Genomic DNA, 24391 nt, shown 5'->3' with positions numbered 1-24391 from the left:
TACGCTCATGGTCGATTTCGATCTATCTTGTGGAGCAAAGATCAAGCGCGCTTGGTTACAACAAGGCTTGGCGCATTCGAATAAACTGAAAACTTTGTGCGCTATGTGAACAACACTACAGAACCCAAAACCGAAAACCGCCATAGTCATGCCTATAACGAGTTAGCGTTCATGGTGTGTTTCGAACGCGAGATCGGTTTCTCCTCCCTGAGATAGGGGCGCGCTTTGTTTCCAGCGCGCCCCGTCTTTTTTGGCACGATGTCACGCTTACCGACCCAACTCGGGCTTGCGTAGAAGCCGCGCGGTACGACGTTGTCAAACGCCCGCACTGTCCTACAATTTGGGTGTGAACAAACGAAGCGAATGGCCATGTTGGAAGACAAGCGCAAAGATCTTGACTCGGAAAAGCAGAAACAACTCCTCCGGAAGTTGGTTGAAGATCTGAGTAAACAGCAGATCGACCTCTACTATCAGCCCATAAGCGAAATCGCCGCGTTTCTTGAGAAACAGATCGAAGGCGGTGAGTCTCTTCTGGCAGAAGACAGGGCACTTCTGCGTCGGTTGAGCCGCCGCGATATCGAAGTTCTTCTCAGTCTACACTAATAGATTTCTGCACTGATAGATTTGCCAAAATTTTCTGCTAGAGAAAGTGGTGGGCGACCCTGGAATCGAACCAGGCGTGCGTCTCCGCGAGGGAGTTACAGTCCCCTGCCACACCTTGCGGCCTGTCGCCCACTGTCAGGCGTTGCACCTGACGTGGAGGCGTGATTACTAGCGCACCAAAGGAGCGTCAACAGGAAAATACCGCTTTGACGCAGGAAATCGAACGCCCGGCCCGGAGGCCAATAAAATGAAGAAACCCAAGTGGGTCGTGGAAAAGGAACAGGCGCGTAAAGCAGCGGCTGCAGAAACGGTTTGGCTGTTTGGTCTGCACGCCGTGCGCGATGCTTTGATGAACCCAAAACGGCAGAAATTGCGCCTGATTGTGACCCGAAATGCCCGTGACAAGCTGGCAGAAGCCATTGATTTTGCGGGCACCGAGGCCGAGATGGTCGATCCACGGAAGTTCAACGCTCCAATTGATCAGGGATCAGTCCATCAGGGTGCCGCCCTTGAGGTCAAGCCGCTGGAATGGGGCGGATTGGCCGAAAACTGTATCGGGCGCGAACACCCACGTGTGATTTTGTTGGATCGGGTGACAGACCCGCACAATGTCGGGGCGATTCTGCGCTCGGCCGAGGTGCTGGGCGCCAGTGCTGTGATCGGGACTCGGCACCATTCCGCGCCTGAGACTGGAGCGCTGGCCAAAACCGCGAGCGGCGCTTTGGAGCGTCAGCCCTATTTGCGGGTCCGCAATCTGGCCGACGCGATTGTCGAGTTGCAGGGCATGGGCTTTCTGGTGCTGGGTCTCGATGGTGAGGCCGAGGATACGATCGAGGCCGCCATAGGGGATCAACGTGATCGTCCAGTGGCGCTGGTGCTGGGTGCAGAAGGCCCTGGATTGCGGCAAAAGACCAAGGAAACCGTGGACAAACTGGTTAAAATTGACGCAGCCGGTGGTTTCGGATCTTTGAACGTTTCAAACGCGGCGGCGATTGCCCTATATGCCTCACGGTACACAGGATAGGAGCGCGTCATTTCTGGCCCATCGAAAATCGCCACCTGCTGTTATTGCGGGACCCGAGCGGCGCTTGTCCTGAAGGGAAAGCAGCGGCATGAGTTGAGCTGTTCCAGTTGCGGCGCGCCGTTACATGACCTCAAGATGCTGCCCAAGCGCAAGGTGACCGAAAGCGCGCCCAAGAAACATGCGGTATCCCATACCGCCCAGCCGAAATCCAAGCGCAAGAAAAAGAAGAAAACCCTGTTTTCGCGCGTGATGGATGAGGCCTGGGATGTGATCGAGGATATCTTTGACTGACCTTCGCGCTTTCGGGATGTTCACAACCACGTCATCTGGGGTGTCTCGCAGCGCAAAACGTTGCAGATTGAGACGCTGAGTCCATGATTCCGGTGTACCTATGCCAATCCGCCACGCTCTCATTGGCGCGCTGAGCGCCACTCTTATCGCTTCTGCCGCTGTTGCGCAGCCCATGCCCGTGTATTTCGCGCCCGAGGGGGCTGCGATGGCGGGATACGATCCCGTGTCCTATTTTCAGGGTGACATACCCGTGCAGGGCCGTCCCGAGATTTCAGTGACGTGGAAGGGAGCCGAATGGCATTTCGCGTCCCTCGAAAACCGCGCGATGTTTGAGTCGAATCCGCGGGCCTTTGCCCCTCAGTTCGGGGGGTATTGTTCCTATGCGATGGCTCAGGGCATCCTTAAGGGAACCGATCCGGGGGCCTGGCAGGTTGTGGATGGGCGCCTCTACTTGACGTTTTCGCCTGAAATTGAGCGGAAATGGCGTGAGGATCAGTTGGAATACATCCATCAGGCCGAAGGGAACTGGCCTGAGATTCTGTATCGAGAATAGGCAACCTTCCGCCGTTTGTGAAAAGTCATCACAAAAATGCGCACGCCCTCTTTTTTTTAACCAAAACATGCCTAAATGTCACAGTGACCGCGGAACGGAACTGCCGCGGGTCATTTCACTGTCCCTCGTTCCAACAACTGGCGCCCAAGGTTTCTTGGGCGCTTTTTTCTTTTTCAGCCGTCGCATAGGGTAGCGGTATGGCTGAATATTCTGATAAGTTCCTGAGATCCATTCTGAAGCGCACCAAGACCGTTGCCGTGGTCGGAGTGTCCATGAACGAGGTACGGCCGAGTTTCTACGTGGCCCGCTATCTGTCGCTGAAAGGCTTTACCGTGATCCCGGTCAATCCCGGCCATGCGGGAAAGCAACTTTTCGGCCAAACCGTGCGCGCCAGCCTGTCAGATATCACAGAAGATGTTGATATGGTGGATATCTTCCGCCGCTCTGAGGCTGTGCCTCCGATCGTGGATGAGGCGCTGGAGGTATTCCCATCCCTGCGCACCATCTGGATGCAAATCGGTGTTGAACACGCAGAGGCTGCCGCCAAGGCTGAGGCGCGCGGCGTGGATGTGGTGATGAATCGATGCCCCAAGATCGAATATCAGCGCCTGTTCGGAGAGCTGCGCATGGGCGGCTTCAGCACCGGCATCATTTCTTCCAAGCTATAACGTCACTGCGCCTGGTAGGGCTTGAGGCGGGCCACCTGCTCTTGCCTGCGCTTTTCCAGAACAACCTCGCGCGGGACCCAGTCATATCTTGTGTCTTCCTGCAGTGGAGACCAGAAAAGAACCCCGCCATAGCGCCACGGGTCCAAAACCACGCCGTCATAGAGCGACTCGCCCCGCGCGCTGATAATGGCTGTGCTGTGGTCGATTCGCAGTGGATTGTCGGCATTGGCGATGGCGCGATGCATGTCCAGCGTTTGGAAGTTCTCTTGCTTCAACCGCCGCTCGATATCTTCGGCCCAGTGCCAGCATAACCCACGCGGGCGCAGGCCCTTGTTGACCTTGGCATTGTGGATCAACGGAGGGTCGGTGATCTCGTATTCCTGCACCAGCTGCGCGGTGTAGGAATATGCAATGCGGGCGGCCCGGTTGGCCTCAGCCGGGTCGATATCGGGACCGAGGCTTTGGATTTCCGAGGCAAGACGCTGAACTTCATCACCGGTGGACGGTGGCGGGGCCGCACAGGCGCCCAAAGTCACGAGGGCCAGAACGCAGGCCAAAGCTCTGATCATTGTGATGTCCCTCGACCGATAGACCGTGAAACATGATCATAGAACCGCTTCGGCGCGGACGGAAGACTGAGCTTAGCTTTTTGGGCGTGCGGCCTTTTCGGCGATACCGCTAAGGCCCTGACGCCGCGCCAACTCCGCCAGCACATCGTCCAGCGCAACGTCGCGCGAGGCCAGCATGACCAGAAGGTGATACAGCACGTCGGCGGCCTCGGCCGTCAGCCCGACTTTGTCGTTCTTGATAGCTTCGATGATGGCCTCAACGGCCTCCTCGCCGAATTTCTCAGCGCATTTTTCTGGGCCCTTGGCCAGCAGCTTTGCCGTCCAACTGCTCTCCGGGTCCGCCCCTTTGCGCGCCTCGATTGTGGCGGCCAGATCGTGCAGGATACTCATGTCAGCCTCATCGGGATACCGGCGGCGGCCATGTGTTCCTTGGCCTCGCGGATGGTGTGTTCGCCAAAATGGAAGATCGAGGCGGCCAGAACGGCACTCGCCCCGCCTTCGGTGACGCCTTCGACTAGATGGTCCAGATTGCCAACCCCTCCCGAGGCGATCACCGGCACATCCACCGCGTCGCTGATTGCGCGGGTCAGTGGCAGGTTGAACCCTGATTTTGTTCCGTCCCGATCCATCGAGGTTAGCAGGATTTCTCCGGCACCTTTGGCGACCACGGTTTTCGCGAATTCTACTGCGTCGATGCCGGTAGGCTTGCGGCCACCATGAGTGAAGATCTCCCATTTTCCGGGTCTGACGGTTTTGGCGTCGATCGCGCAGACGATGCACTGGCTGCCGAACTGGTCTGCCGCCTCGGCAATGACATCCGGGTTGGCGACAGCGGCCGAGTTGAAGCTGACCTTGTCAGCCCCTGCCAGCAGCAAGGCACGCACGTCATCCTTGGTACGGACGCCACCACCCACGGTCAGGGGAACAAAGCATTGCTCGGCCGTGCGCTGAACCACATCGAACATGGTGCCACGGTTCTCATGCGTTGCATGAATGTCTAGAAAACAGATCTCATCCGCGCCGGCGGCGTCATAGGCCTTGGCCGATTCCACTGGGTCGCCTGCATCGCGCAGACCCACGAAATTCACACCTTTGACCACGCGGCCATCGGCGACATCCAGGCAGGGAATGATACGGGTTTTCAGCATGCGCTTTCCTTTGTTGCCCGCACCCTTACCGGCAAAGCCCCGCCGATGCCAGACTTGTGATTGTCACCCCTCTCAAACCTGTGAAAACTGTCCCCAAATTCATCAGGAGATCAATAAGATGCGAAACCTTATTCTGACCACCACTTTCCTTTTTGCAGGAGCAGTTGCCGCAATGGCTGACGATATCATCAAAGTAGAAACCACAAAATCTGTTCCCGAGGCGCTGGACGCCCTGGAAGCCGCAGTGGGGAACGCAGGCGCGACGGTCTTTGCGCGCATCGACCATGCCGCAGGAGCCGAAAAGGTCGGTACGCCGATTCCGCCCAATCAGGTGCTGATCTTCGGCAACCCGGCGCTGGGGACGCCTGCGATGCAGATCGACCCGCGTGCAGGCCTGTTCCTGCCGTTGCAAGTGCAGGCCTATGAAGACGCGAACGGGCAGGTCTGGCTGGCCTATGAAGACCCGAAAGAGACGATGGATGAACTTGACGAGGTCGAAAACTCGCCCGTGATCGAGAAAATGCGCGGCGCGTTGAAGAAACTGACCTCGGCTGCCGCGCAGTAAGGCGTTTAGCTCAGGGCGCGAATGGCCTCAGCCAGGTCAATCGCGCCATCATACAGCGCCCTACCCGAGATCGCGCCGTTCAGCTCAACTCCGCAATCGCGCAGGGCGATGAGATCGTCCAATGAACTTACGCCACCCGAGGCAATGACCGGAATGGAGACGGCTTGGGCCAGCGCGGCTGTGGCTTCGATATTCGGGCCCTGCATCGCGCCGTCGCGGTTGATGTCGGTATAGATGATTGCCGCGACGCCAACATCTTCGAAGCTGCGGGCCAGATCGGTGACCTGTACGTCAGTTTCCTCGGCCCAGCCTTTGGTGGCGACCATGCCGTTGCGTGCGTCGATGCCCACTGCGACCTTACCGGGGAAGGCTTTTGCAGCCTCACGCACCAGATCGGGGTTTTCGACCGCAACGGTGCCCAGAATGACCCGCGCCAAACCCTTTTCGATCCAAGTCTCGATGGTGGCCATGTCCCGGATACCGCCACCCAGCTGAGCGGGCACGTCGCAGGCCTTCAGGATCGCCTCAACCGGGGCGGCATTGACCGGCTCGCCCGCGAAGGCACCGTTCAGGTCGACAAGGTGCAGCCACTCACATCCTGCATCAACAAAGGCACGGGCCTGCGCGGCGGGGTCCTCGTTGAAAACGGTGGCTTTGTCCATTTCACCGCGCAGCAGGCGAACAGCGTTGCCGTCTTTCAGGTCGATGGCGGGATACAGGATCATGTCGGGCGGCCTTATCTGAATGTTACACGGGCGGCGTATCGCACAAGCGGGTTAGCGACGCAAAGTCAATCTTGCCCGTAGCCCGACACCGGGCCAGAGTGAACCCAAATCAGGGAGGTTATCATGAAGAAACTTGCACTTTCGATTGCTTTTGCATCGCTGGCCACAGGCGCGATGGCGGCAGATCCGGCGGATGGGCTATGGAAAACACAACCCGGCGACACAGGTGGATACCTGCACGTGTCGATCAGCGAATGCGGCAGCGCAATTTGCGGCACCATTGACAGCGCCTTTGATGGCAATGGCGATCAGATTCTGGACTATGAAAACCTCGGTAAACAGATCATCTGGGACATGGTTGCAGAAGGCAGCGGCGGCTATGACAACGGCAAGATCTGGGCCCCGGATCGCGACAAGACCTACAACTCGAAGATGACGCTGGACAGCCAGAACCAGCTGACAGTCAAAGGCTGCGTCGCAGGTGGTTTGGTCTGCCGGGGGCAGACCTGGACCCGCATTCAATAACGCCCTAAGGCGCCCAAGTCAGGAAGTTGCCGATCATGCGCAAACCAACATCCTGACTTTTCTCGGGGTGGAATTGCATCCCAAGCATCGTGTCGCGGCCAATCACGGCCGTGACGTCCTGCCCATAGTCCACATAAGCCAGCCGTTGCGCCGGATCCGTGACACGGAAATGGTAGGAGTGGACGAAATAGACATGATCGCCGGATTTCACACCATTAAACACCGGGTGATCGCTATCCAGAACAAGATCGTTCCAGCCCATATGCGGCACCTTGAGCGAAGCGTCCGAAGGCTCAATCCGCAGCACGTCCCCAGCGACCCAATCCAAACCATCGGTTTCGGTGTATTCATGGCCTTTTGAGGCCATCAACTGCATCCCAACGCAGATACCAAGGAAAGGGCGGCCTTTCTGTTCAACCGCCTCAACCATCGCGTCATAGATGCCCTTGTGGCCACGCAGCTCGGCGGCGCAGGCCGGAAAAGCTCCGTCCCCGGGTAGCACCAGCCTGTCTGCGCACGCGACGACACCCGCGTCCGAGGTCACAACGACCTCACCCGCGTTCAGTTCTTTCGCCATACGCTGAAAGGCTTTTTCGGCCGAGTGCAGATTGCCGCTCTCGTAGTCGATAATCGCGGTGAGCATTTGAGTCCTTTCTGTGCGCAACTTGTCCGAAAACCGGTGCCCACTTTTCGGGTTACGCTTACAACGCGCCCTTCGTTGACGGAATCGCATCCGCCTTGCGCGGGTCGGTTTCAACCGCATCCCGCAGGGCGCGGGCAACGGCCTTAAAGGCAGCCTCAGCGATGTGGTGACTGTTGAAACCATGCAACTGGTCGATGTGCAGCGTGATGCCGCCATGGGTGCTAAGCGCCTGAAAGAACTCGCGCACCAGCTCGGTGTCGAAGGTACCGATCTTCTGGGTTGGCAGGTCCACGTTCCAGATCAGGAACGGGCGCGCTGACAGGTCCAGCGCACAACGCACCTGAGCGTCGTCCATGGGCAAGTGACACTCGCCGTAGCGGCGGATGCCTTTCTTGTCGCCCAGTGCCTGCGTCAGAGCCTGACCCAGCGCGATGCCGGTGTCTTCGACCGTGTGGTGGTCGTCTATGTGATAGTCGCCCTTGGCGCGGATCGTCATGTCGATCAGCGAATGACGCGCCAACTGATCCAGCATGTGATCAAAGAAGCCAACGCCGGTCTGGTTGTCATACTGGCCGGTGCCGTCCAGATTGACCTCGACCGAGATCTCGGTCTCGGCGGTCTGACGGCTGATCTTTGCGCTGCGCATGGGCGAATTCCTTTTGCTACAGGCGCGCTTATAGACGGGGTTGGGCGGGTTGATCCAGTGCCCGCAGCGCAATCGGTACAAACTGTTGCAGGGGATTGCACACAGGTCCGGGCCATGCCAGCCTGCCGGAAACTCAAGTCAAAAGGCCCGGCACATGTCCACCTGCGTTTTTATCCAGATCCGCTGCAAACCCGGCACCACCTACAAGGTCGCCGAAGAGATCGCCCTGCGCGAGATTCACTCAGAGCTTTATTCCACCAGCGGCGAATACGACCTGCTGCTGAAGCTCTATATCCCCGAAACCGAGGATGTGGGCCATTTCATCAACGAACACCTGCTGGTGATTCCAAACATCGAACGATCCTTGACCACGATGACGTTCAAAGCGTTCTGATCTGAACCTGCACTCTTGATGCGACAGAATCGGCCCGGTAGCGAAAGACATCCGGGCCACAGCTGAACACAGACGCTCAGGCACCGCGTTCGCATCGAAATTGATCAGTTGGGAAAGTTTGCATCTGGAGCGGGCGAGGCGATTCGAACGCCCGACCCTAACCTTGGCAAGGTTATGCTCTACCCCTGAGCTACGCCCGCATCAGATACACATGTTGGTCCGAAGACCTTAACTCAATGGAGCGGGCGAGGCGATTCGAACGCCCGACCCTAACCTTGGCAAGGTTATGCTCTACCCCTGAGCTACGCCCGCGCCGTTGAGTGAGGAGGGATGTATAAATTCCCGCGCGAGCCTGCAAGCGGAAAAAGACAAAAACCTGCAAAAATCTTTCGACGGAAATTCGGAGCTGATGCGTTGAATGGGTAATGAGGCTTACAAGGCGAAGGGACGCGTGATGAAATCAAGGGCTTTGGTAGAAATGAAGACGGCACTGCTGGCGGCGTTGATTGTTTTCGCGGTATTGCTCTGCCCGCCCGAGGATGATCCGTTGGCCGAGGCCCCCTCTCCTATGTACGAGCGGCAGGTTTTGACTGGATAGTTCGTCTTGCCGGGATTTGCCAAAAGAAGGCACCGCATTCGACGCGGGCGTGGTCCAAGCTGACCTCTGCGGACGCGCGCCAAATCTCGATGTCTCAATAACGACTCTAGCAGCTAACCACCCGCTTGCCGGTTACGGCATTTACCGATGAAGGCGCAGGCTGTAACACCGGAGAAAGGAGCCCGGCAAAAACAGGACGAAGATGCAGGTTGTTATCCACGCAGGCGTGGCCTTTTCCGACAATGACCGGTTGATCGAAACCCTTATGGCGAACGCGTCGGTTTTGAACCAGCAGCGGGTCATCCCTCTGGACCTCGCGCAGGGGCGGCAGTTCGTGAAAGTCGCCTCGGATTCCATGACGACCGGAGTGCCTCTACCAGATGTCTTGATAGGTTTGAATGAGGTTCTTCCCGACCGCAACACCTGCGATCGCGTTGTCCTGTCGAACGACAAGGTTTTTGGCCCCAGACGCGCCGCGATTCTGCACGGGCAGTTTTATCCGAATGCGGCCGAGCGGATTGCGTTCCTGGACCGTGTTCTAGAGGCGGATCAAATCGAGCTGTGTTTCGCGCTGGTGAACCCGGCGAGCTTCATCTCGAAATTGCTGATGTCACTGCCCGCAGAGCGGCGGAAAGCCGTTCTGGGGAACACCGACCTGAGCAACCTGAACTGGCTGACCATGGTCCACGACCTGCGAGAAAAAGCTCCGAACGTTCAGATCACGCTCTGGGCGAATGAGGACACTCCGCTTATCTGGGGCGATATCCTCAGAACGCTTGCCAGACTACCCGACAAGGCGGCCCTGCAACATGAATACGCGTTCCTTGCTTCTGTGCTGACGGACGCGGGCCGTGCAGAGCTGACGCAACTGTTGGAACAAATAGCGTGGCAGGATCGAGACATGCTACGGGATAGTCTGACCCATCTGTTTGATGAACATGCCGACCCGGCGCAGATCGAAGAAGAGCTTGAGATTTCGGGTTGGAATTCCGATGTGGTCAGCGCGTTTTCCGAGATCTACGAACAGGATCTCGCGGCACTACGCGCCATGCCGGGCGTAAGGGTGCTGCAGCCCTGAAACGGGCTGCATCGCATTACATACCCAGAGCTTCCTTATACATTTCGAGAACCGCCTCTTCTTCGGCGATATCATCCTTGTCGCGCTTGCGCAGAGCGACCAGTTTGCGCATGACCTTGGTGTCGTAGCCGCGCGCTTTCGCTTCGGCCATGACCTCTTTCTGCTGCTCGGCCAGATCTTTCTTTTCGGCATCCAGACGCTCGATCCGTTCGATGAACTGGCGCAGCTCGCCTGCTGTCACGCGGTAGTTGGCGGCGGCCTGATCTTCGGTCATGTCTTCCATGTAGGTCTCTCCCAGAGGCTGAATTGCGATGCTGAGACATCGGGCATGGTGCCGGATACATCGCTGGTGCCCGGGTCGCAAGCACCCAATCCCATGGGCGGGCTTGTCGGCAGGCGCCTGATCCGCTAAGCGCAAAAACACGGCACCAGCAGAGGCAGGCAACCATGTTCGAAATCATCACCTGGGGCGGCGCCGCCCTGTCAGTGGCCGGGCTTGTCGGTCTGATCTGGTGCATTCTGCGCGTGATGAAGGCCCGAAAAGCGGGCCTTTCAGATGACGAACTGCGCGCTGTTGTTCAGGGTGTTCTGCCCTGGAACCTTGGGGCGTTGTTTCTGTCGGTCATGGGACTGATGCTGGTCATCCTCGGCATATCGCTGGGATAACCCGACCGATCAGATCGGCAAATTGTCAAACCGCGCTTCCATCGCGTCCTCGCACAGGGCCGCATCAAGTCGGCGCATGCGCGACGGAACATGCATCCCCTGCTGACGCATGCGATCCACGATCTTGCTGAAACTGGGCTGCAGCGCCAATCGGGTATCCAGACACGCGTTCTGAAGTTTTTGCTCTAGCTCTTGCGCTTCGAAATAGAGGTTATCTGTCGTCATTGTGATCCTCCCAATTGTCAGTATCCCCGATATAGGTAACGCGGATACGACACGAAGATGCTACCGGAAACGATGGCGGTTTATTGCCCGCTAAAATAGCCTGTTCGGCAAATCTGCGCGTCTGGGTTAAAGTTTAGGCAAATTTCATATGTCGTGCCTTGACGGACATCAAAACCCGAACTGACTCTTGTATCACATTCTGATTTTCCTATATGTCGTCTAAGTGGAGGAAACCATGAAGCCAAAAGTGAAAGCGTTCTTCGACGACCAGACCTTTACGGTCTCGTACGTCGTCCACGAAGACAGCAGCCGCGCTTGTGCGATTATCGATAGCGTTCTGGATTTCGATCATGCCTCGGGCCGGACGGGGACAAGCTCTGCCGACCAGATCATCGCTTATGTACACGCCAAAGACCTTAAGACCGAGTGGATTTTGGAAAGCCATGTGCATGCAGACCACCTCTCGGCTGCGCCATATCTGCAGCAGGAACTGGACGGCAAAATCGGGATCGGACATCACATCGTCGAGGTGCAGGAGACCTTTGGCAAAATCTTCAATGAAGGGACCGAGTTCCAGCGAGATGGCAGCCAGTTTGATGCCCTCTTCCGCGAGGGCGACAGTTTCCACATCGGACAGATGCGAGGCGATGTGCTGCACACACCCGGTCATACGCCGGCCTGCCTGACCTATGTGATCGGCGATGCCGCTTTTGTCGGCGACACCTTGTTCATGCCCGACTTCGGCACCGCACGATGCGATTTCCCAGGCGGCTCGTCCGAGGTGCTTTTTGCTTCGATCCAGAAGATCCTGTCTCTGCCCGATGAGACCCGCATTTTTGTGGGGCACGACTACAAGGCTCCGGGGCGGGATGAGTATGCGTGGGAGACCACGGTGGGCGAGCAAAAGGCGCTGAACATCCATATCGGGCAAGGTCGCAGCATCGAAGAGTTTGTGGAAATGCGGGATGCGCGCGACGCGACACTCTCCAAACCCCGGCTGATTCTGCCGTCGCTTCAGGTCAATATGCGCGCGGGCCAGATGCCCCCGGCCGACGAACAGGGCGATGTTTTCCTGAAGTTGCCGATCAACAAGCTGTGACCCGCGCCAACAGTATAGGATGGACATAGAATGAACCCGGACTGGATATGGGGCCTGTGTGGCGGCATCTTGATCGGCTGCGGCGCTGCGCTTTACCTGCTTGGCAATGGCCGGATCATGGGGGCCAGTGGCATTCTGGGAGGTTTAATCGACGGCCCGGCGAGGCGCGAGAAACTGGTATTTGTCTTGGGGCTGATCGGTATGCCGCTGATCATGAGCCGTCTGATGAGCGAACGGCCTGAAACGCACCTGACGGAAAATCTAGGCCTTCTGGTCGTGGCCGGGCTTTTGGTTGGCATCGGCACGCGGCTGGCAAACGGGTGCACTTCGGGTCATGGGGTCTGCGGCATCTCTCGGTTTTCGCTGCGCGGGATTGTTGCAACCCTAATCTATATCGCTGCCGGAGCGGTGGTTTTGGCCCTGTTCCGCCACGGTTTGGGGGTGATCTGATGCGGTTGTTGATCGCTTTGATATCGGGCGCGATGTTTGGCGCGGGGCTGTTGCTATCGGGAATGACGGATACCCAAAAGGTTCAGGGCTGGTTGGATATCTTCGGTGCATGGGACCCGACACTGGCCTTCGTCATGGGAGGCGCGATTCTGCCCATGTTGGTCGCGTGGCGCATGACCAAGACCCGCCAACCGGTGACTGGCGGCACATTTCCCGCACCTGCTCGGCCCGAACTTGACCGAGGGCTGATCCTCGGCTCAGTCCTGTTTGGCGCAGGCTGGGGATTGGTCGGCCTATGCCCAGGCCCAGCCATGGCGGCACTGTCCTATGGCGGGACCAGCAGCGCCGTCTTTCTGGTTGCGATGGCGGCGGGGATGCGGTTGGCGCCGGGGCTGCGCGCGCAACTGGACAGGGCGGCCAACGCGGCCTAATCAATTGGCATGGAGATTCGACCTATAACCCCCCGCTACGCCGTGTCCCCGCAGATCACTGTCGAGGACGTGCCCGCCATTGCCGAGGCCGGCTTCGTCAAGGTTATCTGCAACCGACCCAATGCTGAGGTCCCCGAGATCATGCAATCGGATGCGATCGGAGACGCGGTCCGCGCAGCAGGGCTGGAATACGAGGTGCTGGAACTGACCCACCAGACAATGACACCCGAGAATGTCGCCCGGCAGAGGGATATGGCCGAAAGTTGCTCTGGCCCGGTTCTGGCATATTGCGCGTCCGGCACGCGTTGTTCGGTTGTTTGGGCTCTGGGTCAATGCGACCAGATGAGTACGGATGAGATTCTGACTGCCACCACCAATGCCGGGTATCAGTTGGAGCAGCTGCGCCCTACTCTGGATCAACTGCGCAACACGTCAGACTAGATCAGACCTCCCCATACTTCGGGCCATCGAGGCCCGCCAGTTGCGAGATTTCTGCAGCCATTAGATCGGGTTCAACAAGGCTCAGGTCGTCGTCGACCGGATCGGCAACTGAGGGGCTCGCGACCAGATCGAGAGGGTCGGACAGGATATCTACGTCCGTGTCAGCCATATCGCCCCGGACACTGGCCGGTCGGCTTTCTATGAATTCGGCGGACTCCAAAGCATCCAGCGCGGGCAGCGGTACGTTTTCGTTCAGCCGAACGGCGCGCATCCCGCCCGACTGCCCCAGACGCCCGACCGAGGCGCGGGTGCGTTCGATCGTCAGAACCTCAGTCCGGTCCAAGCGTGCGCCGGTCAGCGGCAACAGGCTGCCTACCTCAAGCGTGGAAAGATGTGCCAACGGCAACCTCATCCGGCACACCACGGCGTTCAGCTCGGCTCGGACGACGCCTGATGACTGCTCCAGCCGAGGGCCAGTGTCGATATCCAGCTCGACCTCAGCTTCGTCGGGCGCGAGCGGATCAGGCAGCACGATCGTGATCTGGCCCTGACGCAACCCGCCTCCAAGTTCCACGGTCAGGTCAAAAACTCGGCAGCTGTCTGCCTCCAGCGATAAGATCAGACCACGCAAATCCGCCGCCCGTGAGGTATACTCATACCCTGTCAAACCCTGCTGATCTGCCGCATCGACCAGACCGACGGCACGGCGCAATGCATCCTCGACCAGCGGGGCTGCCATGGCGGCGTCCGTATCCGTAAAGCCTCTCGCGGCGGGCGCGTCCGAAGTAACCTCACCAATTGTTTGGGTCTGAACGATGGCCGAGACGCAGTTCAAATCCAGACAGGCCGCGGCAACCCCCTCTGGCCCCGTAAATTTCAGAAGCAGCCAATCCTCGGCCAATGTGGCCGCAAGGCCAGCCTGCGCCCGGTCTGCCTGCTTTGCACCAATAATAGCCAGCGGAAGATTCAAACGCTCACCTGCGGCCCGCGCAAAGCCCAGACGCAACGCCCGCAGGATCGAGCGGGGTCGATCCCCCAAATCCCCCTGCCCCAATGACAATTTACGCGCCAGAGCGGCGCCGACCGATTGTGCCATGGCTTCGGTACCATCCGATTTCTTGTCGTGAGTCTTAGTGTAACCCGGCAGAGGTTACGAACTTCTTTAAACCGAACTATTGCGCCGCTTGTCGGTAGGCCAAAGGCAGGCTGACGCGGAACGCCGCACCGCCCTGCCCGGGCAGATAGGTGATATCGCCGCCCAAACGGTGCATGATCTCGCGGCAGATCGCCAAACCCAGCCCGGCGCCGCCAGCCTTGTCCCCTCCGACCCGCGCGAATTTCTCAAAGATCATCGACCGCGCCTCGGGCGGGACACCGCTGCCGTTGTCGATGAAATCCACAACCAGCTGCCCGCCCACATCATGAGCCGAGATCGTCAGTACGGGTTCATCGGCATCACAGTATTTCCGCGCGTTGGAGATGAGGTTGATAAACACCTGCCCCAAGCGGTCGAGATCCGTTTGCAAGGGGATACGCTCGGATGCCTTGCTGCGCCGCACAGCGAGCCGCTGATCCGTGCCCGCCAGTGCGCTGGAGATCGACCGATCCAGAACCGAACGCAACGTATCATCGCCAAGGTTCAGCCTGACCTGTCCGTTCTCAAGAACGCTTAGGTCGAGCAGATCGTCCAACAAACGTGTCAAGCGCAGCGCCTCGTCGTGAATGATGGCGGCATAGCGGGTCTGTTCTTCACCGCTCAGCCCTTCGGTGTCGCGCATTATCTCGGAAAACGCCCGGATCGAGGTCATGGGCGTGCGCAATTCATGACTGACCTGGCTGAGAAAGCTGTCTTTCTGCTCGGATATTTGGGTTAGCTTGGCGTTGGCATCGCGCAACTGGCGTGCCGTGCGGCTAAGTTCGGCAGATTTTTCTTCCAACTGGCTGGAGTATTCCAGCAATTGCGCAGATTCGTCGGCAACGGCCAGGAGGTCCTCGACCGAAACCGAGGCTCCTCCCACGATCTGCCCGATCATCGCATGCGCCGTCGCCGCCCCTACTGAGCCGCTGAGCTCCCTCTCAAGCCGGGCCAGAAATCCGGGTGTCGGCTCGGGCAAGGGCGAGCGTCCGCCCTGAAGTTCGGCCTCGCGCTGGAACAATTCCTGGGCGGGCGATGTGCCCAGAATGCGCTGGGTCATGATCATCAGGTCTTCGCTTTGCGCAACCGACCCGGTCCAACCGCGCGGCGCGACCGAGTGGTCAAAGACATTGACGAATTGCGCGCCCTGAAGCCGCTCCAACGGGCTGGGAAAGCTCAGCAGGGACGCAACACAGAACACAACCGCATTCAGGGAAATTGACCACATCACGGAATGCACCATTGGATCGATACCTTCGATCCCGAACAGGGCCTGAGGTCGCAGCCATGCAATACCAAATGGTCCGTTCAGCAACACACTCTCGGGCATCCACGCAGCCCCCATTCCGGGAAGAAGCAGCGTGTAGATCCACAGCACAAAACCCACGGTCAAACCTGCCAGGGCACCGGTTCTGGTGGCTCCGCGCCAGAACAATCCGCCGACCATCGCGGGCAGGATTTGCGAAATACCGCTAAAGGCCACCAACCCGATCGAGGCCAACGCCGCGCCGCCGCCAGACAGACTGTAGTAGAAATAGCCCAGCGCCATTATCGCAGCGATTGAGATACGCCGCGCCATCAATACGATGTTGCGCACGTCTCCGGGGACAGACCCGACCCGCTCATGCGTGTTCAGCCAAATCGGCATTACGACGTGGTTCGACACCATCGTCGACAGGGCCATTGCCGTCACGATCACCATCGAGGTCGCTGACGAGAACCCTCCGATGAAGGACAGCATAGCCAGGCCGTCCTTGCCCTGCGACAACGGCACGGTCAGCACGAACAGATCCGGGTTGGACCCTTCCGGCAACATATCGAGCCCGATAACGGCGATGGGGACGACAAACAGGCTCATCAGTAGCAGGTAGAGAGGAAAGGCCCACGCGGCGGTACGTAGATGGCCCTCGTCATCATTCTCGACCACCATCACCTGGAACATGCGCGGCAAGCAGACAAAGGCGGCGGCAGACAGGAAAATAAAGGTCGTCCAGCGCCCGGCATCCACTTGCCACGTGCCAATTTCCGAGGCGTCGATCCGCTCCATCATCGGGCCAAAACCACCGGCAATGCCCCAGACGACGAAGATGCCGACAGCCACCAGCGCAAACAGCTTGACGACTGACTCGACCGCAATGGCAGTTACCACGCCATGGTGGCGTTCATTGGCATCCAGATTGCGGGTGCCGAACAGGATCGCGAACATCGCCAGCCCAGCCGCCACCCAAAACACGCTGGAGCCTTCGCGGTAGAGGCCCGAGGGGTCGGCCTCGGCAAAGATCGAGAAAGACAGGGTAATCGACTGCAATTGCAACGCGATATAGGGCGTGCCGCCAATCACGGCCAGAATCGTGACGCACACCGCCAGCGTGTTCGACTTGCCATAGCGCGAGGACAAAAGGTCCGCGATCGAGGTCACGCGCTGGCTGCGCCCGACGCGCACCAGTTTGCGCAGCCCCCACCACCAACTGATCATAACCAGCGTCGGCCCGAGGTAGATTGTCACGAACTCCAACCCCGACCGCGCCGCATTGCCAACCGCGCCGTAAAAGGTCCAAGCCGTGCAGTAGATCGATAGGGACAGCGTGTAGATCAAAGGGGAGCGCAGCCATTTGCCCCGTCCGGCCGCCGCCATCCTGTCTGCGGCAAATGCCACGCCGAACAGCAGAACGACATAGCCCAGACAGACCAGAATCAGGACGTTCAATGTTGCCATCAGCCAGCGTCCGCGTCAGAGCTGTCATCCACGCCGGTGCGCCGGGCGACGAAGCCAAAAATCAGGCTGACCAGAATCAGACCGATCCAGCAGGCGAAGATGTAGAAGATCGCCGACGACAGCGGCACACCGCCGGTTTCAGAATAGGCGTCCGGCCACAGCAGCGGCAACACCAACAGCGCTCCGCCTAGAAATGGTAGTAACCGAGCCGAATCCGCCAACCTACGCCGGCGATAGCTTTGCCGTTCCAGAAACAACGAGGGCCGCGCACCGCGCGACGTGCGGTCCTGACCCTCGGGCGACGTCATAACTGCGTTGCCTGCGCATGCAGATCGCGCACGGCGGTCAGCACCTCAGCGTTGGAAAAAGGTTTGGTCATGAAGCGGCTAACACCCGCATTCTCGGCCATCTCACGATCTCTGGACTGCCCGCGAGCGGTCAGCATCAGAACCGGCAAGTCCTGCATGTCGTCCAAGGCACGCAGATCGCGCAGGATGTCCATCCCGCTCTTGCCCGGTAGCATCACGTCCAGAATCACCAGATCGGGCTGTGCGCCCTGAATCACCTGAAGCGCATCCGCGCCATCGCCATGTGTCTCGACCTGCCACCCCTCACGAGTCAGCAAGAATCGGATGGCCTCGGCAATGTTGGGCTCATCCTCAATCAACAGAACCTTACGGCTCATTTGTGTATATCCTCCCGATGACTGGCCTCCACCCCGGAACCGGTCTTCGCCAGATTAAGCGGTTGTTCGGGAACCTGTCAAAAGCCTTCGCTGAGAATTGACGGCTCGCGACGAGAACCGCAATCGCCGCTTGGGCAAATCCGGCAGCTTGGCCCGACCCGTGTCGCCTCTGGGTTCGGTTCGGCCTCGACCAGCGGCCATATCAGCATGGCCGCGCGATACGAGGGTTCCTGGTCGTATCCGGACAAGCCATGCGGCCAGGCATAGGCGTGACATTCGAACATTGCGGCGGCACGCCCCTGCTGCGCGACCTGCCGTCTGATCGGAACCAGAGGCCGATTCAGCGCAGAAAACAGCGGCCAATGCGGGCAGGCCTCGCCATGGCGCGGCAGCGACAGGCCGGTGACAGGTTTCAGGAACAGGATACTGCCCGAGCCGTCGCAGATCACCAGCCCTACTGGGCGGTTCAGCACCTTTTCGGGCAGGCTGGCTAGGCGTCGGAACACTGTCGGCAGATCGACCGAGAATCGCTGGGCCAGTTCCATAGGGTTCGGATCAACATCTGCAAGCGTGGTTTTGAGGGCATCAAGCGGCATGGCCTTGGCGTCAGCCTCACTCTGCTTTAGCCATTCCCCTGCAAGGTTCCGTGCAGCCGAGGTATTTAGACCCTCTAGATCTATGACCTCTGCCCCTTCCCCGGCGTCGAGTTCTGGAAAGCTATAGCCGCGCGCTTCAAGAAACACCTCAACCTCTTCCAGCGGTGCGCCACGCGGGTCTTTCGACGTATCGCATTCGTCTAGGTAGGTCACCAGCGCCTTTGAACTGTCGGCCAGTCGCTCGGCATCCTGATGAAGGTTCTGGTGGAACCGATCCTGCCACTCGGCGTCGATATCCTGCGGGTCGGCCAGAATCGCTGCGGTCGACCGAATCGCCGCTGCGGTCGACAGCACTTCGTGCATCGAGGCTGCCAGATGCGGGTCATGGGTCAATCGGTCCGAAAGCGTTGCAACCGTCCGTTCCAGCGACACGACACGCCGGTGCATCTGCGCCAAAACCCCCGACCAACCAGGAAAGCGGCCTGCAAACTCCTCAAGCGTTTCAATTTCGGCCTGCTGGCCAACTGCATCGGCCGCCGCTTCGCGCAAGGCCGATATCAAGGTCGCTTCGATCCCTTGCGTCAACACGGAGGGCTCAACTGCCAGCGCCCCTGCAATATCGACCAGCAATTTGCCCCCGATCCGGCGGCGGTTGTGCTCGATCAAGTTCAGATAAGAGGCCGAGATCCCCACTTGACGCGCAAGTTCCGCCTGCCTTAGACCCGCAATCTGCCGTCGTTCGCGGATCCGGCTACCGGTCAGCAAATCCCGCATGATCAAGGTCCTCAGTCACGTATTGCTATATCTGGGCAGTTGTATTTTCAGTTTATTCTATCATTTTCCTAATGTTATGCACCAGTTTTCACATTGAGTTGACAAGATTAACAACGTCCGGTCCTCGATGGCACCGTCAGACGCGCTTCGCCCCTTCTCATTTCCTGCATTTACCGCCACCATATGAGTATGAGCGATCCAGCTTTTGAATATGCACCCATCGGCCTTGTCGAATTGGAAAACCGCATCATCCGACGGTGCAACTTGCAATTTGCGCGCACCTTTGGCGGGGATGAAGCCGAATACAATAATATGCCCTTGCTGCATCTCTACCCTTCGGTCGCGGATTGGGAGAGAATCGGGCAACGCAGCCTGCAGGTGATGCGCGATACCGGCTACTACACCGATGAACGTGTGATGCGACGTCGGAACGGAGACCTGTTCTGGTGCCGCGCGCGAGGACGCTCGCTGACCCCTGACGATCCGTTTCGCCATGGAATCTGGAGCTTTTCCGACATCTCCGAGGAGCGCCCGCTGGTGGAACTGACCGTGCGCGAGCGCGAAGTGGCGATCCTGTCTTGTCGCGGCCTGTCGGCTAAGGAAATCGGGATGGAGCTGGGCCTGAGCTACCGCACGATCGAGGCCTACCGCGCCCGGCTACTGGAAAAATTCGGCGCTAGGAAACTGCCGGAACTGGTTGCAAAGCTCTCTGGCATGCCGCTGTAAGAACAACCGCCCGTAATAAACCATCCAAACCCCCTGTTTTCAGGCTTAAACGGCGCTTTTCATGGCTGCTCGCTTGGCTTATAACGCTGCGTAATCAGATCGAAGCCCGCGTAGATACAGACGGGCCAAAGGGGAACCTTCGAGGATACTCATGACAGATACCAAACACGAAGCGGATGTGGCGTTCATCAAAGCCTTGGCCGAACTGCTGCGCGAAAATGACCTGACCGAGCTGCAGGTCAAACGCGAATATGGCGAGGAAGACAGCCTGAACGTGCGCGTCAGCCGCGCAACGCAAGCGGTTGCCGCTCCGGTTCAGGTTGCCGTTCCGGCTGCAGCCGCAGCACCTGTCGCTGCCGCGCCGGCCCCTGCAACAGCCCCCGCAGCCCCGGCCGCAGATGTGGAAGACCCGGCCAGCCATCCCGGCGCTGTGACCTCGCCTATGGTCGGCACGGTTTACATGCAACCCGAGCCCGGTGCGCCCTCTTTCGTTTCGGTCGGTGCGTCTGTTTCCGAAGGAGACACGCTGCTGATCGTCGAAGCGATGAAGACGATGAACCACATCCACGCGCCCAAATCGGGCACCGTGAAACGCATTCTGGTCGGCGACGGCGACGCTGTGGAATTCGGCACCCCTCTGGTCATCATCGAGTAAGGCGGGCCCATGTTCGACAAGATCCTGATTGCCAACCGAGGCGAGATCGCCCTGCGCGTCATCCGCGCCGCGCGCGAGATGGGGATTAAGACGGTCGCCGTCCACTCCACCGCCGACAGCGACGCGATGCATGTGCGCATGGCGGACGAATCGGTCTGCATCGGCCCCCCGCCCAGCCCGCAAAGCTATCTGTCTGTCCCCGCGATCATCTCCGCCTGTGAGATCACCGGCGCGCAGGCGATCCACCCCGGCTATGGCTTCCTATCCGAGAACGCCGAGTTCGTGCAGATCGTCGAAGACCACGACATCACCTTCATCGGCCCCACTGCGGAACATATCCGCGTGATGGGCGACAAGATCACCGCCAAAGATACGATGAAAGCGCTGGGTGTGCCATGTGTTCCCGGCTCCGACGGTGGCGTTCCGACGTTGGAAGACGCCAAGCGTATCGGTGAAGAATTCGGCTATCCCGTTATAATCAAAGCCACCGCCGGTGGCGGCGGACGCGGCATGAAAGTCGCGATGAGCGCGGATGAGATGGAAAGCGCCTTCATGACCGCACGTGCCGAAGGTAAAGCAGCCTTTGGCAACGATGAGGTCTATATCGAGAAATACCTTACCACACCGCGCCATATCGAGATTCAGGTCTTCGGTGACGGCAAAGGCAACGCTGTTCATCTGGGTGAGCGCGACTGTTCACTACAGCGTCGTCACCAGAAGGTGTTCGAAGAGGCCCCCGGCCCCTGCATCACCCCCGAAGAACGCGCCAAGATCGGCAAGATTTGCGCCGACGCGGTGGCCAAAATCAACTATATCGGAGCGGGCACCATCGAGTTCCTGTACGAAAAAGGCGAGTTCTACTTCATCGAGATGAACACCCGCCTGCAGGTGGAACACCCGGTGACCGAGGGTATCTTCGGCGTCGATCTGGTGCGCGAACAAATCCGCGTGGCCTCAGGCTTGCCGATGTCGTTCGGACAGGATGATCTTGAGATCAACGGCCACGCCATCGAGGTTCGGATCAACGCAGAAAAACTGCCCAACTTCTCGCCCTGCCCGGGTAAGATCACGGCCTATCACGCGCCGGGTGGTTTGGGCGTGCGGATGGACTCTGCGCTTTACGATGGTTATTCGATCCCGCCCTACTACGACTCGCTGATTGCCAAGCTGATCGTTCAGGGCCGCGACCGCGCCGAGGCTCTGGCCCGTCTGGAGCGCGCCTTGGGCGAGCTGATCGTAGACGGCATCGACACCACAGTGCCTCTGTTCCACGCGCTGTTGCAGGAGCCGGACATCCATAGCGGCGACTACAATATCCACTGGCTGGAGCATTGGCTTGCGGAGAATATGGCCGACTAACCCCACAGGGCCGGTTGGCATGCGCCGCCCGGCCCTTGGATGTTCCTCATGAGTCTGTCACCAGAACTTTTGCTGCATGGCTATTCGATCGGCATCTTCCCGATGGCCGAGCATCGTGATGACCCGGACCTGTTCTGGGTCGACCCCAAATTCCGCGGCGTTTTCCCGCTGGACGGTTTCCACATCTCGCGCAGCCTTGCAAGGCGGATACGAAGATGCGGCTTTTCCATCTCGATCAATCAGGATTTTGAAGGCGTCGTCGATGGGTGTGCCGATCGTGCGGACACATGGATTAACGCCGAGCTGCGCGACCTGTATCGACAGGTGTACAACGCAGGCCAAGCACATTCTCTGGAAGTATGGGAAGATGACCAGCTTGTCGGAGGCGTTTTCGGAGTGGCCTTGGGCGCTGCCTTCTTTGGTGAGAGCATGTTCTCACGTCGCACCGACGCCTCGAAAATCGCGCTGGCTTATCTGGTGGACCGCCTGCGACAGACCGGTTTTCAGCTGTTCGATACTCAGTTTCTGACTGCCCATCTGGCCTCACTCGGCGCGATCGAAATCCCCCGGAGTGACTATAGAAAAGCGCTGGAAGAAGCGATTGGCGATAGCGCCGAGTTTGCGGCCGAGGTGCCTCAGTCCGCCGACGGAGTGATACAGCGGATCACCCAAACGTCGTAACGCGAATGGTCCAAGGCGTTCAGTGCCGGAGAGGTCGCGATCATCCAACCGTCGAACAACTGCTCCGCCTTGCCCTGTTCCCATATGGTCAGGAAGGCAAACGCATCCCCGGTCGGGTTATCGACGGGATAGCGGCAATCCCCCAAAGCGACATCCAGACCAAAGACGGCCTGTGTCTGACCAGTCTGCAGCTCAACATCCACGGTCTGACCGTTGACCTTATCCAAGCCGCGCAACATCGCGCCGGGTCCGGACTGAACCGTTTGCTGAGCTGTCGCGGATGTCGCGGCCAGCGTCAAAGCAAATGCCAAAGCGCGCATCATTCGCTGCCGTCTCCGGCGACGAACTTCACAAGCAACGAGATCAGGCTGACCGCGCCCTGTGTATCTTCGATTTGATCGCCGGGCTCAAAATAGAACGGAGAACCGCCTGGCATCACCTCAACAAAATTGCCCCCCAACAGCCCTTCGGAAGAAATCACGATGGCGCTGTCATCTGGCACGAGGACACCATCCGCGACCGAAAAGGTCGTATCAGCGCGGTAGGTCTCAGGGTTCAGGGTCACGTCGGTAACGGTCCCGATTTTGACACCCGCGAGGCGCACATCGGTTCCGACATTGACCCCTTCCAGCGACCGGAAGGACGCCCCAAGCTCATATCCGGCACTGCCTTGTGACAGGCCGGTGGATTGGCTGGCATAAACACCAAACGCGACGGCGCAGGCCAAGACGGCACCGCCGACGAATACTTCGGTCCAGTTGTGGGTCGACATTGCTCGCCTCGTCTTATTCCGGGCTCCAGGCCTCGTAGTCCTTGCGCTCAACAGGCTCTGCCCGGCGCAATGACCCCGCAGGGGTGTAAGCAAGCGCGGTGCCTGTCAGGTTCTCCTGATGCGGTTTTTCCCAGGCCTTGTGCGCCAGCGGTTTGTCTGTCGGCGGCTCATCCCAGGTGCGGTGAAGCCAACCATGCCAATCTGGATCAACCCTGCTGGCTTCAGCCTCACCATTGAAAATTACCCAGCGTTTGCTGTCATCGGCGGTTCTATAGAAGACGTTGCCTTCATTGTCCTCACCAACTTTAACACCTTTACGTGCGGTGAAAATCTGCGTGTTCAGGGTTGCCCCGTTCCACCAGGTTACGGCCCGCAAAAAAGTGTTCAGGATGCCCATGATCCGCCTCCGGCAATTCGGTCCCGAGAAGGTATGACCCAAAGGCGCGCCAAGGTCCAGTACCCGCCGCGTGACTGCGTCACTGCGGCAATAAAGCGGTCACTTCGATCTCGATCCGGTATTTGGGGTCGATCAAACCGCATTCAATCATCGTCGCGGCTGGAGGATTGGCTCCAAAAACCTCGGATAACACGGGCCAGCAAGGCTCGAACTCGGTCCGGTCGGGCAGCATGTAGGTCACACGAACAACATCGGCGAAACCTGCGCCCGCCTCATCCAAGGCTTTCCCGATGACGTCCAATGCTGATCTGCATTGATCGACAACGCCACTACCCTGCCCAACAGTGCCGGAAACGTGAACCCACCCTCCGGCCACCACTGCTCGGCAATAGCCAACCTTGCCCTCAAATTCACCACCTGAAGAGATACGCTTGATTGCGGACACGGCTCATTTCTCCGAGAATTTGAATGTCATGAGGTTTTGCGAGGCTCTACCTCGCGCTCCGGGATATTTATGGCCAGATGAAGTAAAGGATCCCCTGTTCATCTGGTT

Annotated in this window: 36 protein-coding genes and 3 tRNA genes; 19 read left to right on the top strand and 20 right to left on the bottom strand. The window is 58.8% G+C overall.

Going from position 1 to position 24391, the window contains the following annotated elements; genetic code table 11:
• The first annotated feature begins 369 nt into the window (after positions 1 to 369).
• Positions 370 to 603: a hypothetical protein gene (locus tag ACRZ95_RS09720; RefSeq protein WP_170678356.1), complete on the top strand. Its 234-nt coding sequence runs from the start codon at positions 370 to 372 to the stop codon at positions 601 to 603.
• Positions 604 to 650: 47 nt separating this feature from the next.
• Here the strand turns inward: ACRZ95_RS09720 and ACRZ95_RS09715 are convergent.
• Positions 651 to 734: transfer RNA gene (locus tag ACRZ95_RS09715), tRNA-Tyr, on the bottom strand.
• A gap of 116 nt (positions 735 to 850) precedes the next feature.
• On the opposite strand from ACRZ95_RS09715, the gene rlmB reads away from it, so the two are divergent.
• From rlmB to ACRZ95_RS09695, 4 genes are all read left to right on the top strand, one after another.
• Positions 851 to 1627 carry a 23S rRNA (guanosine(2251)-2'-O)-methyltransferase RlmB gene (rlmB, locus tag ACRZ95_RS09710; protein WP_170480235.1) on the top strand — a complete coding sequence of 259 codons (777 nt, stop codon included), beginning with the start codon at positions 851 to 853 and terminating at the stop codon, positions 1625 to 1627.
• 9 nt (positions 1628 to 1636) lie between these two features.
• A complete protein-coding gene (locus ACRZ95_RS09705; RefSeq protein ID WP_170554427.1) occupies positions 1637 to 1918 on the top strand; it encodes a hypothetical protein in 282 nt (93 codons plus the stop codon).
• Between the two features lie 100 nt (positions 1919 to 2018).
• Positions 2019 to 2471 carry a YHS domain-containing (seleno)protein gene (locus ACRZ95_RS09700; protein WP_480554875.1) on the top strand — a complete coding sequence of 151 codons (453 nt, stop codon included), beginning with the start codon at positions 2019 to 2021 and terminating at the stop codon, positions 2469 to 2471.
• Positions 2472 to 2668: 197 nt separating this feature from the next.
• On the top strand, positions 2669 to 3139 hold the full coding sequence (locus tag ACRZ95_RS09695; protein WP_170678354.1) for a CoA-binding protein: 471 nt from the start codon (positions 2669 to 2671) through the stop codon (positions 3137 to 3139).
• A gap of 2 nt (positions 3140 to 3141) precedes the next feature.
• On the opposite strand, the gene ACRZ95_RS09690 is transcribed toward ACRZ95_RS09695, so the two are convergent.
• From ACRZ95_RS09690 to hisF, 3 genes are all read right to left on the bottom strand, one after another.
• A complete protein-coding gene (locus ACRZ95_RS09690) occupies positions 3142 to 3708 on the bottom strand; it encodes a hypothetical protein (RefSeq protein WP_170374931.1) in 567 nt (188 codons plus the stop codon).
• A gap of 72 nt (positions 3709 to 3780) precedes the next feature.
• Positions 3781 to 4098, bottom strand: a complete 318-nt coding sequence (locus ACRZ95_RS09685; RefSeq protein WP_170678352.1) for a phosphoribosyl-ATP diphosphatase — start codon at positions 4096 to 4098, stop codon at positions 3781 to 3783.
• Positions 4095 to 4856: an imidazole glycerol phosphate synthase subunit HisF gene (gene hisF / locus ACRZ95_RS09680; protein WP_170678350.1), complete on the bottom strand. Its 762-nt coding sequence runs from the start codon at positions 4854 to 4856 to the stop codon at positions 4095 to 4097. The genes ACRZ95_RS09685 and hisF overlap by 4 nt, the downstream gene beginning before the upstream one ends.
• Before the next feature lie 118 nt (positions 4857 to 4974).
• Here hisF and ACRZ95_RS09675 point away from each other — a divergent pair, with 118 nt between their 5' ends.
• Positions 4975 to 5421, top strand: coding sequence for a DUF302 domain-containing protein (locus ACRZ95_RS09675; protein WP_480554872.1), 447 nt, complete (start codon positions 4975 to 4977; stop codon positions 5419 to 5421).
• Between the two features lie 5 nt (positions 5422 to 5426).
• Here ACRZ95_RS09675 and hisA read toward each other — a convergent pair whose 3' ends face one another.
• Complete coding sequence (gene hisA, locus ACRZ95_RS09670; protein ID WP_170678348.1) at positions 5427 to 6146, bottom strand: 1-(5-phosphoribosyl)-5-[(5-phosphoribosylamino)methylideneamino]imidazole-4-carboxamide isomerase; 720 nt, start codon at positions 6144 to 6146, stop codon at positions 5427 to 5429.
• A gap of 123 nt (positions 6147 to 6269) precedes the next feature.
• On the opposite strand from hisA, the gene ACRZ95_RS09665 reads away from it, so the two are divergent.
• A complete protein-coding gene (locus ACRZ95_RS09665) occupies positions 6270 to 6671 on the top strand; it encodes a DUF2147 domain-containing protein (RefSeq protein ID WP_170678346.1) in 402 nt (133 codons plus the stop codon).
• 4 nt (positions 6672 to 6675) lie between these two features.
• Here ACRZ95_RS09665 and hisH read toward each other — a convergent pair whose 3' ends face one another.
• Together hisH and hisB are read right to left on the bottom strand one after the other, a co-directional pair.
• The gene (hisH, locus tag ACRZ95_RS09660; protein ID WP_170678344.1) at positions 6676 to 7314 is read right to left on the bottom strand and encodes an imidazole glycerol phosphate synthase subunit HisH; all 639 of its coding nucleotides are present in this window, start codon (positions 7312 to 7314) and stop codon (positions 6676 to 6678) included.
• A 58-nt stretch (positions 7315 to 7372) separates the two neighbouring features.
• Positions 7373 to 7960: an imidazoleglycerol-phosphate dehydratase HisB gene (gene hisB, locus ACRZ95_RS09655; RefSeq protein WP_170374919.1), complete on the bottom strand. Its 588-nt coding sequence runs from the start codon at positions 7958 to 7960 to the stop codon at positions 7373 to 7375.
• Positions 7961 to 8114: 154 nt separating this feature from the next.
• Between hisB and ACRZ95_RS09650 the strand changes: the two genes are divergently transcribed.
• Positions 8115 to 8354: an Lrp/AsnC family transcriptional regulator gene (locus tag ACRZ95_RS09650; protein WP_050602861.1), complete on the top strand. Its 240-nt coding sequence runs from the start codon at positions 8115 to 8117 to the stop codon at positions 8352 to 8354.
• 125 nt (positions 8355 to 8479) lie between these two features.
• Here the strand turns inward: ACRZ95_RS09650 and ACRZ95_RS09645 are convergent.
• Both ACRZ95_RS09645 and ACRZ95_RS09640 read right to left on the bottom strand, forming a co-directional pair.
• A tRNA-Gly gene (locus tag ACRZ95_RS09645) sits at positions 8480 to 8554 on the bottom strand.
• Positions 8555 to 8591: 37 nt separating this feature from the next.
• A tRNA-Gly gene (locus ACRZ95_RS09640) sits at positions 8592 to 8666 on the bottom strand.
• Between the two features lie 106 nt (positions 8667 to 8772).
• Between ACRZ95_RS09640 and ACRZ95_RS09635 the strand changes: the two genes are divergently transcribed.
• Positions 8773 to 8952: a hypothetical protein gene (locus tag ACRZ95_RS09635; protein ID WP_170678342.1), complete on the top strand. Its 180-nt coding sequence runs from the start codon at positions 8773 to 8775 to the stop codon at positions 8950 to 8952.
• A gap of 202 nt (positions 8953 to 9154) precedes the next feature.
• Positions 9155 to 10030, top strand: a complete 876-nt coding sequence (locus ACRZ95_RS09630; protein ID WP_170678340.1) for a hypothetical protein — start codon at positions 9155 to 9157, stop codon at positions 10028 to 10030.
• A gap of 16 nt (positions 10031 to 10046) precedes the next feature.
• Here ACRZ95_RS09630 and ACRZ95_RS09625 read toward each other — a convergent pair whose 3' ends face one another.
• Entirely contained in the window at positions 10047 to 10313 is a 267-nt protein-coding gene (locus tag ACRZ95_RS09625) for a DUF2312 domain-containing protein (protein WP_170374913.1), read from the bottom strand.
• A gap of 164 nt (positions 10314 to 10477) precedes the next feature.
• On the opposite strand from ACRZ95_RS09625, the gene ACRZ95_RS09620 reads away from it, so the two are divergent.
• On the top strand, positions 10478 to 10696 hold the full coding sequence (locus ACRZ95_RS09620; protein ID WP_170468076.1) for a hypothetical protein: 219 nt from the start codon (positions 10478 to 10480) through the stop codon (positions 10694 to 10696).
• 9 nt (positions 10697 to 10705) lie between these two features.
• On the opposite strand, the gene ACRZ95_RS09615 is transcribed toward ACRZ95_RS09620, so the two are convergent.
• On the bottom strand, positions 10706 to 10921 hold the full coding sequence (locus ACRZ95_RS09615) for a hypothetical protein (RefSeq protein WP_170468079.1): 216 nt from the start codon (positions 10919 to 10921) through the stop codon (positions 10706 to 10708).
• Between the two features lie 235 nt (positions 10922 to 11156).
• Here ACRZ95_RS09615 and ACRZ95_RS09610 point away from each other — a divergent pair, with 235 nt between their 5' ends.
• Genes ACRZ95_RS09610 through ACRZ95_RS09595 form a run of 4 tightly spaced genes read left to right on the top strand, consistent with a single transcriptional unit; the run spans position 11157 to position 13342 of the window.
• Entirely contained in the window at positions 11157 to 12020 is an 864-nt protein-coding gene (locus tag ACRZ95_RS09610) for an MBL fold metallo-hydrolase (protein ID WP_170678338.1), read from the top strand.
• A gap of 30 nt (positions 12021 to 12050) precedes the next feature.
• Entirely contained in the window at positions 12051 to 12470 is a 420-nt protein-coding gene (locus ACRZ95_RS09605) for a YeeE/YedE thiosulfate transporter family protein (RefSeq protein WP_170678336.1), read from the top strand.
• Positions 12470 to 12901, top strand: coding sequence for a DUF6691 family protein (locus tag ACRZ95_RS09600; protein ID WP_170678334.1), 432 nt, complete (start codon positions 12470 to 12472; stop codon positions 12899 to 12901). The genes ACRZ95_RS09605 and ACRZ95_RS09600 overlap by 1 nt, the downstream gene beginning before the upstream one ends.
• Before the next feature lie 9 nt (positions 12902 to 12910).
• Complete coding sequence (locus ACRZ95_RS09595; protein ID WP_170678331.1) at positions 12911 to 13342, top strand: protein tyrosine phosphatase family protein; 432 nt, start codon at positions 12911 to 12913, stop codon at positions 13340 to 13342.
• A 1-nt stretch (position 13343) separates the two neighbouring features.
• Here ACRZ95_RS09595 and ACRZ95_RS09590 read toward each other — a convergent pair whose 3' ends face one another.
• The 5 genes from ACRZ95_RS09590 to ACRZ95_RS09570 form a co-directional block, all read right to left on the bottom strand.
• The gene (locus ACRZ95_RS09590; RefSeq protein WP_170678329.1) at positions 13344 to 14438 is read right to left on the bottom strand and encodes a FliM/FliN family flagellar motor C-terminal domain-containing protein; all 1095 of its coding nucleotides are present in this window, start codon (positions 14436 to 14438) and stop codon (positions 13344 to 13346) included.
• A gap of 76 nt (positions 14439 to 14514) precedes the next feature.
• A complete protein-coding gene (locus ACRZ95_RS09585; RefSeq protein ID WP_170678327.1) occupies positions 14515 to 17193 on the bottom strand; it encodes an ATP-binding protein in 2679 nt (892 codons plus the stop codon).
• Complete coding sequence (locus ACRZ95_RS09580) at positions 17193 to 17501, bottom strand: hypothetical protein (protein WP_170678326.1); 309 nt, start codon at positions 17499 to 17501, stop codon at positions 17193 to 17195. The genes ACRZ95_RS09585 and ACRZ95_RS09580 overlap by 1 nt, the downstream gene beginning before the upstream one ends.
• Positions 17498 to 17878 carry a response regulator gene (locus ACRZ95_RS09575; RefSeq protein ID WP_170468096.1) on the bottom strand — a complete coding sequence of 127 codons (381 nt, stop codon included), beginning with the start codon at positions 17876 to 17878 and terminating at the stop codon, positions 17498 to 17500. Before ACRZ95_RS09575 ends, ACRZ95_RS09580 begins: the two co-directional genes overlap by 4 nt.
• A 77-nt stretch (positions 17879 to 17955) precedes the next feature.
• Complete coding sequence (locus ACRZ95_RS09570) at positions 17956 to 19248, bottom strand: helix-turn-helix domain-containing protein (RefSeq protein ID WP_170678324.1); 1293 nt, start codon at positions 19246 to 19248, stop codon at positions 17956 to 17958.
• A gap of 189 nt (positions 19249 to 19437) precedes the next feature.
• On the opposite strand from ACRZ95_RS09570, the gene ACRZ95_RS09565 reads away from it, so the two are divergent.
• From ACRZ95_RS09565 to aat, 4 genes are all read left to right on the top strand, one after another.
• On the top strand, positions 19438 to 19974 hold the full coding sequence (locus tag ACRZ95_RS09565; RefSeq protein ID WP_170460784.1) for a LuxR C-terminal-related transcriptional regulator: 537 nt from the start codon (positions 19438 to 19440) through the stop codon (positions 19972 to 19974).
• 151 nt (positions 19975 to 20125) lie between these two features.
• Positions 20126 to 20629, top strand: a complete 504-nt coding sequence (gene accB / locus ACRZ95_RS09560) for an acetyl-CoA carboxylase biotin carboxyl carrier protein (RefSeq protein WP_170678322.1) — start codon at positions 20126 to 20128, stop codon at positions 20627 to 20629.
• A 9-nt stretch (positions 20630 to 20638) separates the two neighbouring features.
• Positions 20639 to 21988 (top strand): acetyl-CoA carboxylase biotin carboxylase subunit, encoded by a 1350-nt coding sequence (gene accC / locus ACRZ95_RS09555; protein ID WP_170374885.1) that lies wholly within the window; start codon positions 20639 to 20641, stop codon positions 21986 to 21988.
• A gap of 48 nt (positions 21989 to 22036) precedes the next feature.
• A complete protein-coding gene (aat, locus tag ACRZ95_RS09550; protein ID WP_170678320.1) occupies positions 22037 to 22669 on the top strand; it encodes a leucyl/phenylalanyl-tRNA--protein transferase in 633 nt (210 codons plus the stop codon).
• Here aat and ACRZ95_RS09545 read toward each other — a convergent pair.
• The 4 genes from ACRZ95_RS09545 to ACRZ95_RS09530 all read right to left on the bottom strand — a co-directional run bounded on the left by ACRZ95_RS09545 (position 22624) and on the right by ACRZ95_RS09530 (position 24283).
• Positions 22624 to 22992, bottom strand: a complete 369-nt coding sequence (locus ACRZ95_RS09545; RefSeq protein WP_170643074.1) for a DUF2155 domain-containing protein — start codon at positions 22990 to 22992, stop codon at positions 22624 to 22626. The two genes, aat and ACRZ95_RS09545, sit on opposite strands and share 46 nt — an antisense overlap.
• Positions 22989 to 23441, bottom strand: coding sequence for an outer membrane lipid asymmetry maintenance protein MlaD (mlaD, locus tag ACRZ95_RS09540; RefSeq protein WP_170468107.1), 453 nt, complete (start codon positions 23439 to 23441; stop codon positions 22989 to 22991). Before mlaD ends, ACRZ95_RS09545 begins: the two co-directional genes overlap by 4 nt.
• 13 nt (positions 23442 to 23454) lie before the next feature.
• Entirely contained in the window at positions 23455 to 23838 is a 384-nt protein-coding gene (locus ACRZ95_RS09535; RefSeq protein WP_170468109.1) for an NADH:ubiquinone oxidoreductase subunit NDUFA12, read from the bottom strand.
• 79 nt (positions 23839 to 23917) lie between these two features.
• Positions 23918 to 24283 carry a RidA family protein gene (locus ACRZ95_RS09530; protein ID WP_170678318.1) on the bottom strand — a complete coding sequence of 122 codons (366 nt, stop codon included), beginning with the start codon at positions 24281 to 24283 and terminating at the stop codon, positions 23918 to 23920.
• Positions 24284 to 24391: the final 108 nt, after the last annotated feature.

Source organism: Ruegeria sp. AI3 (genome assembly GCF_056541245.1).
Note: the sequence above shows the minus strand (reverse complement) of the source record. Positions and strands in the feature narration are given on the sequence as shown.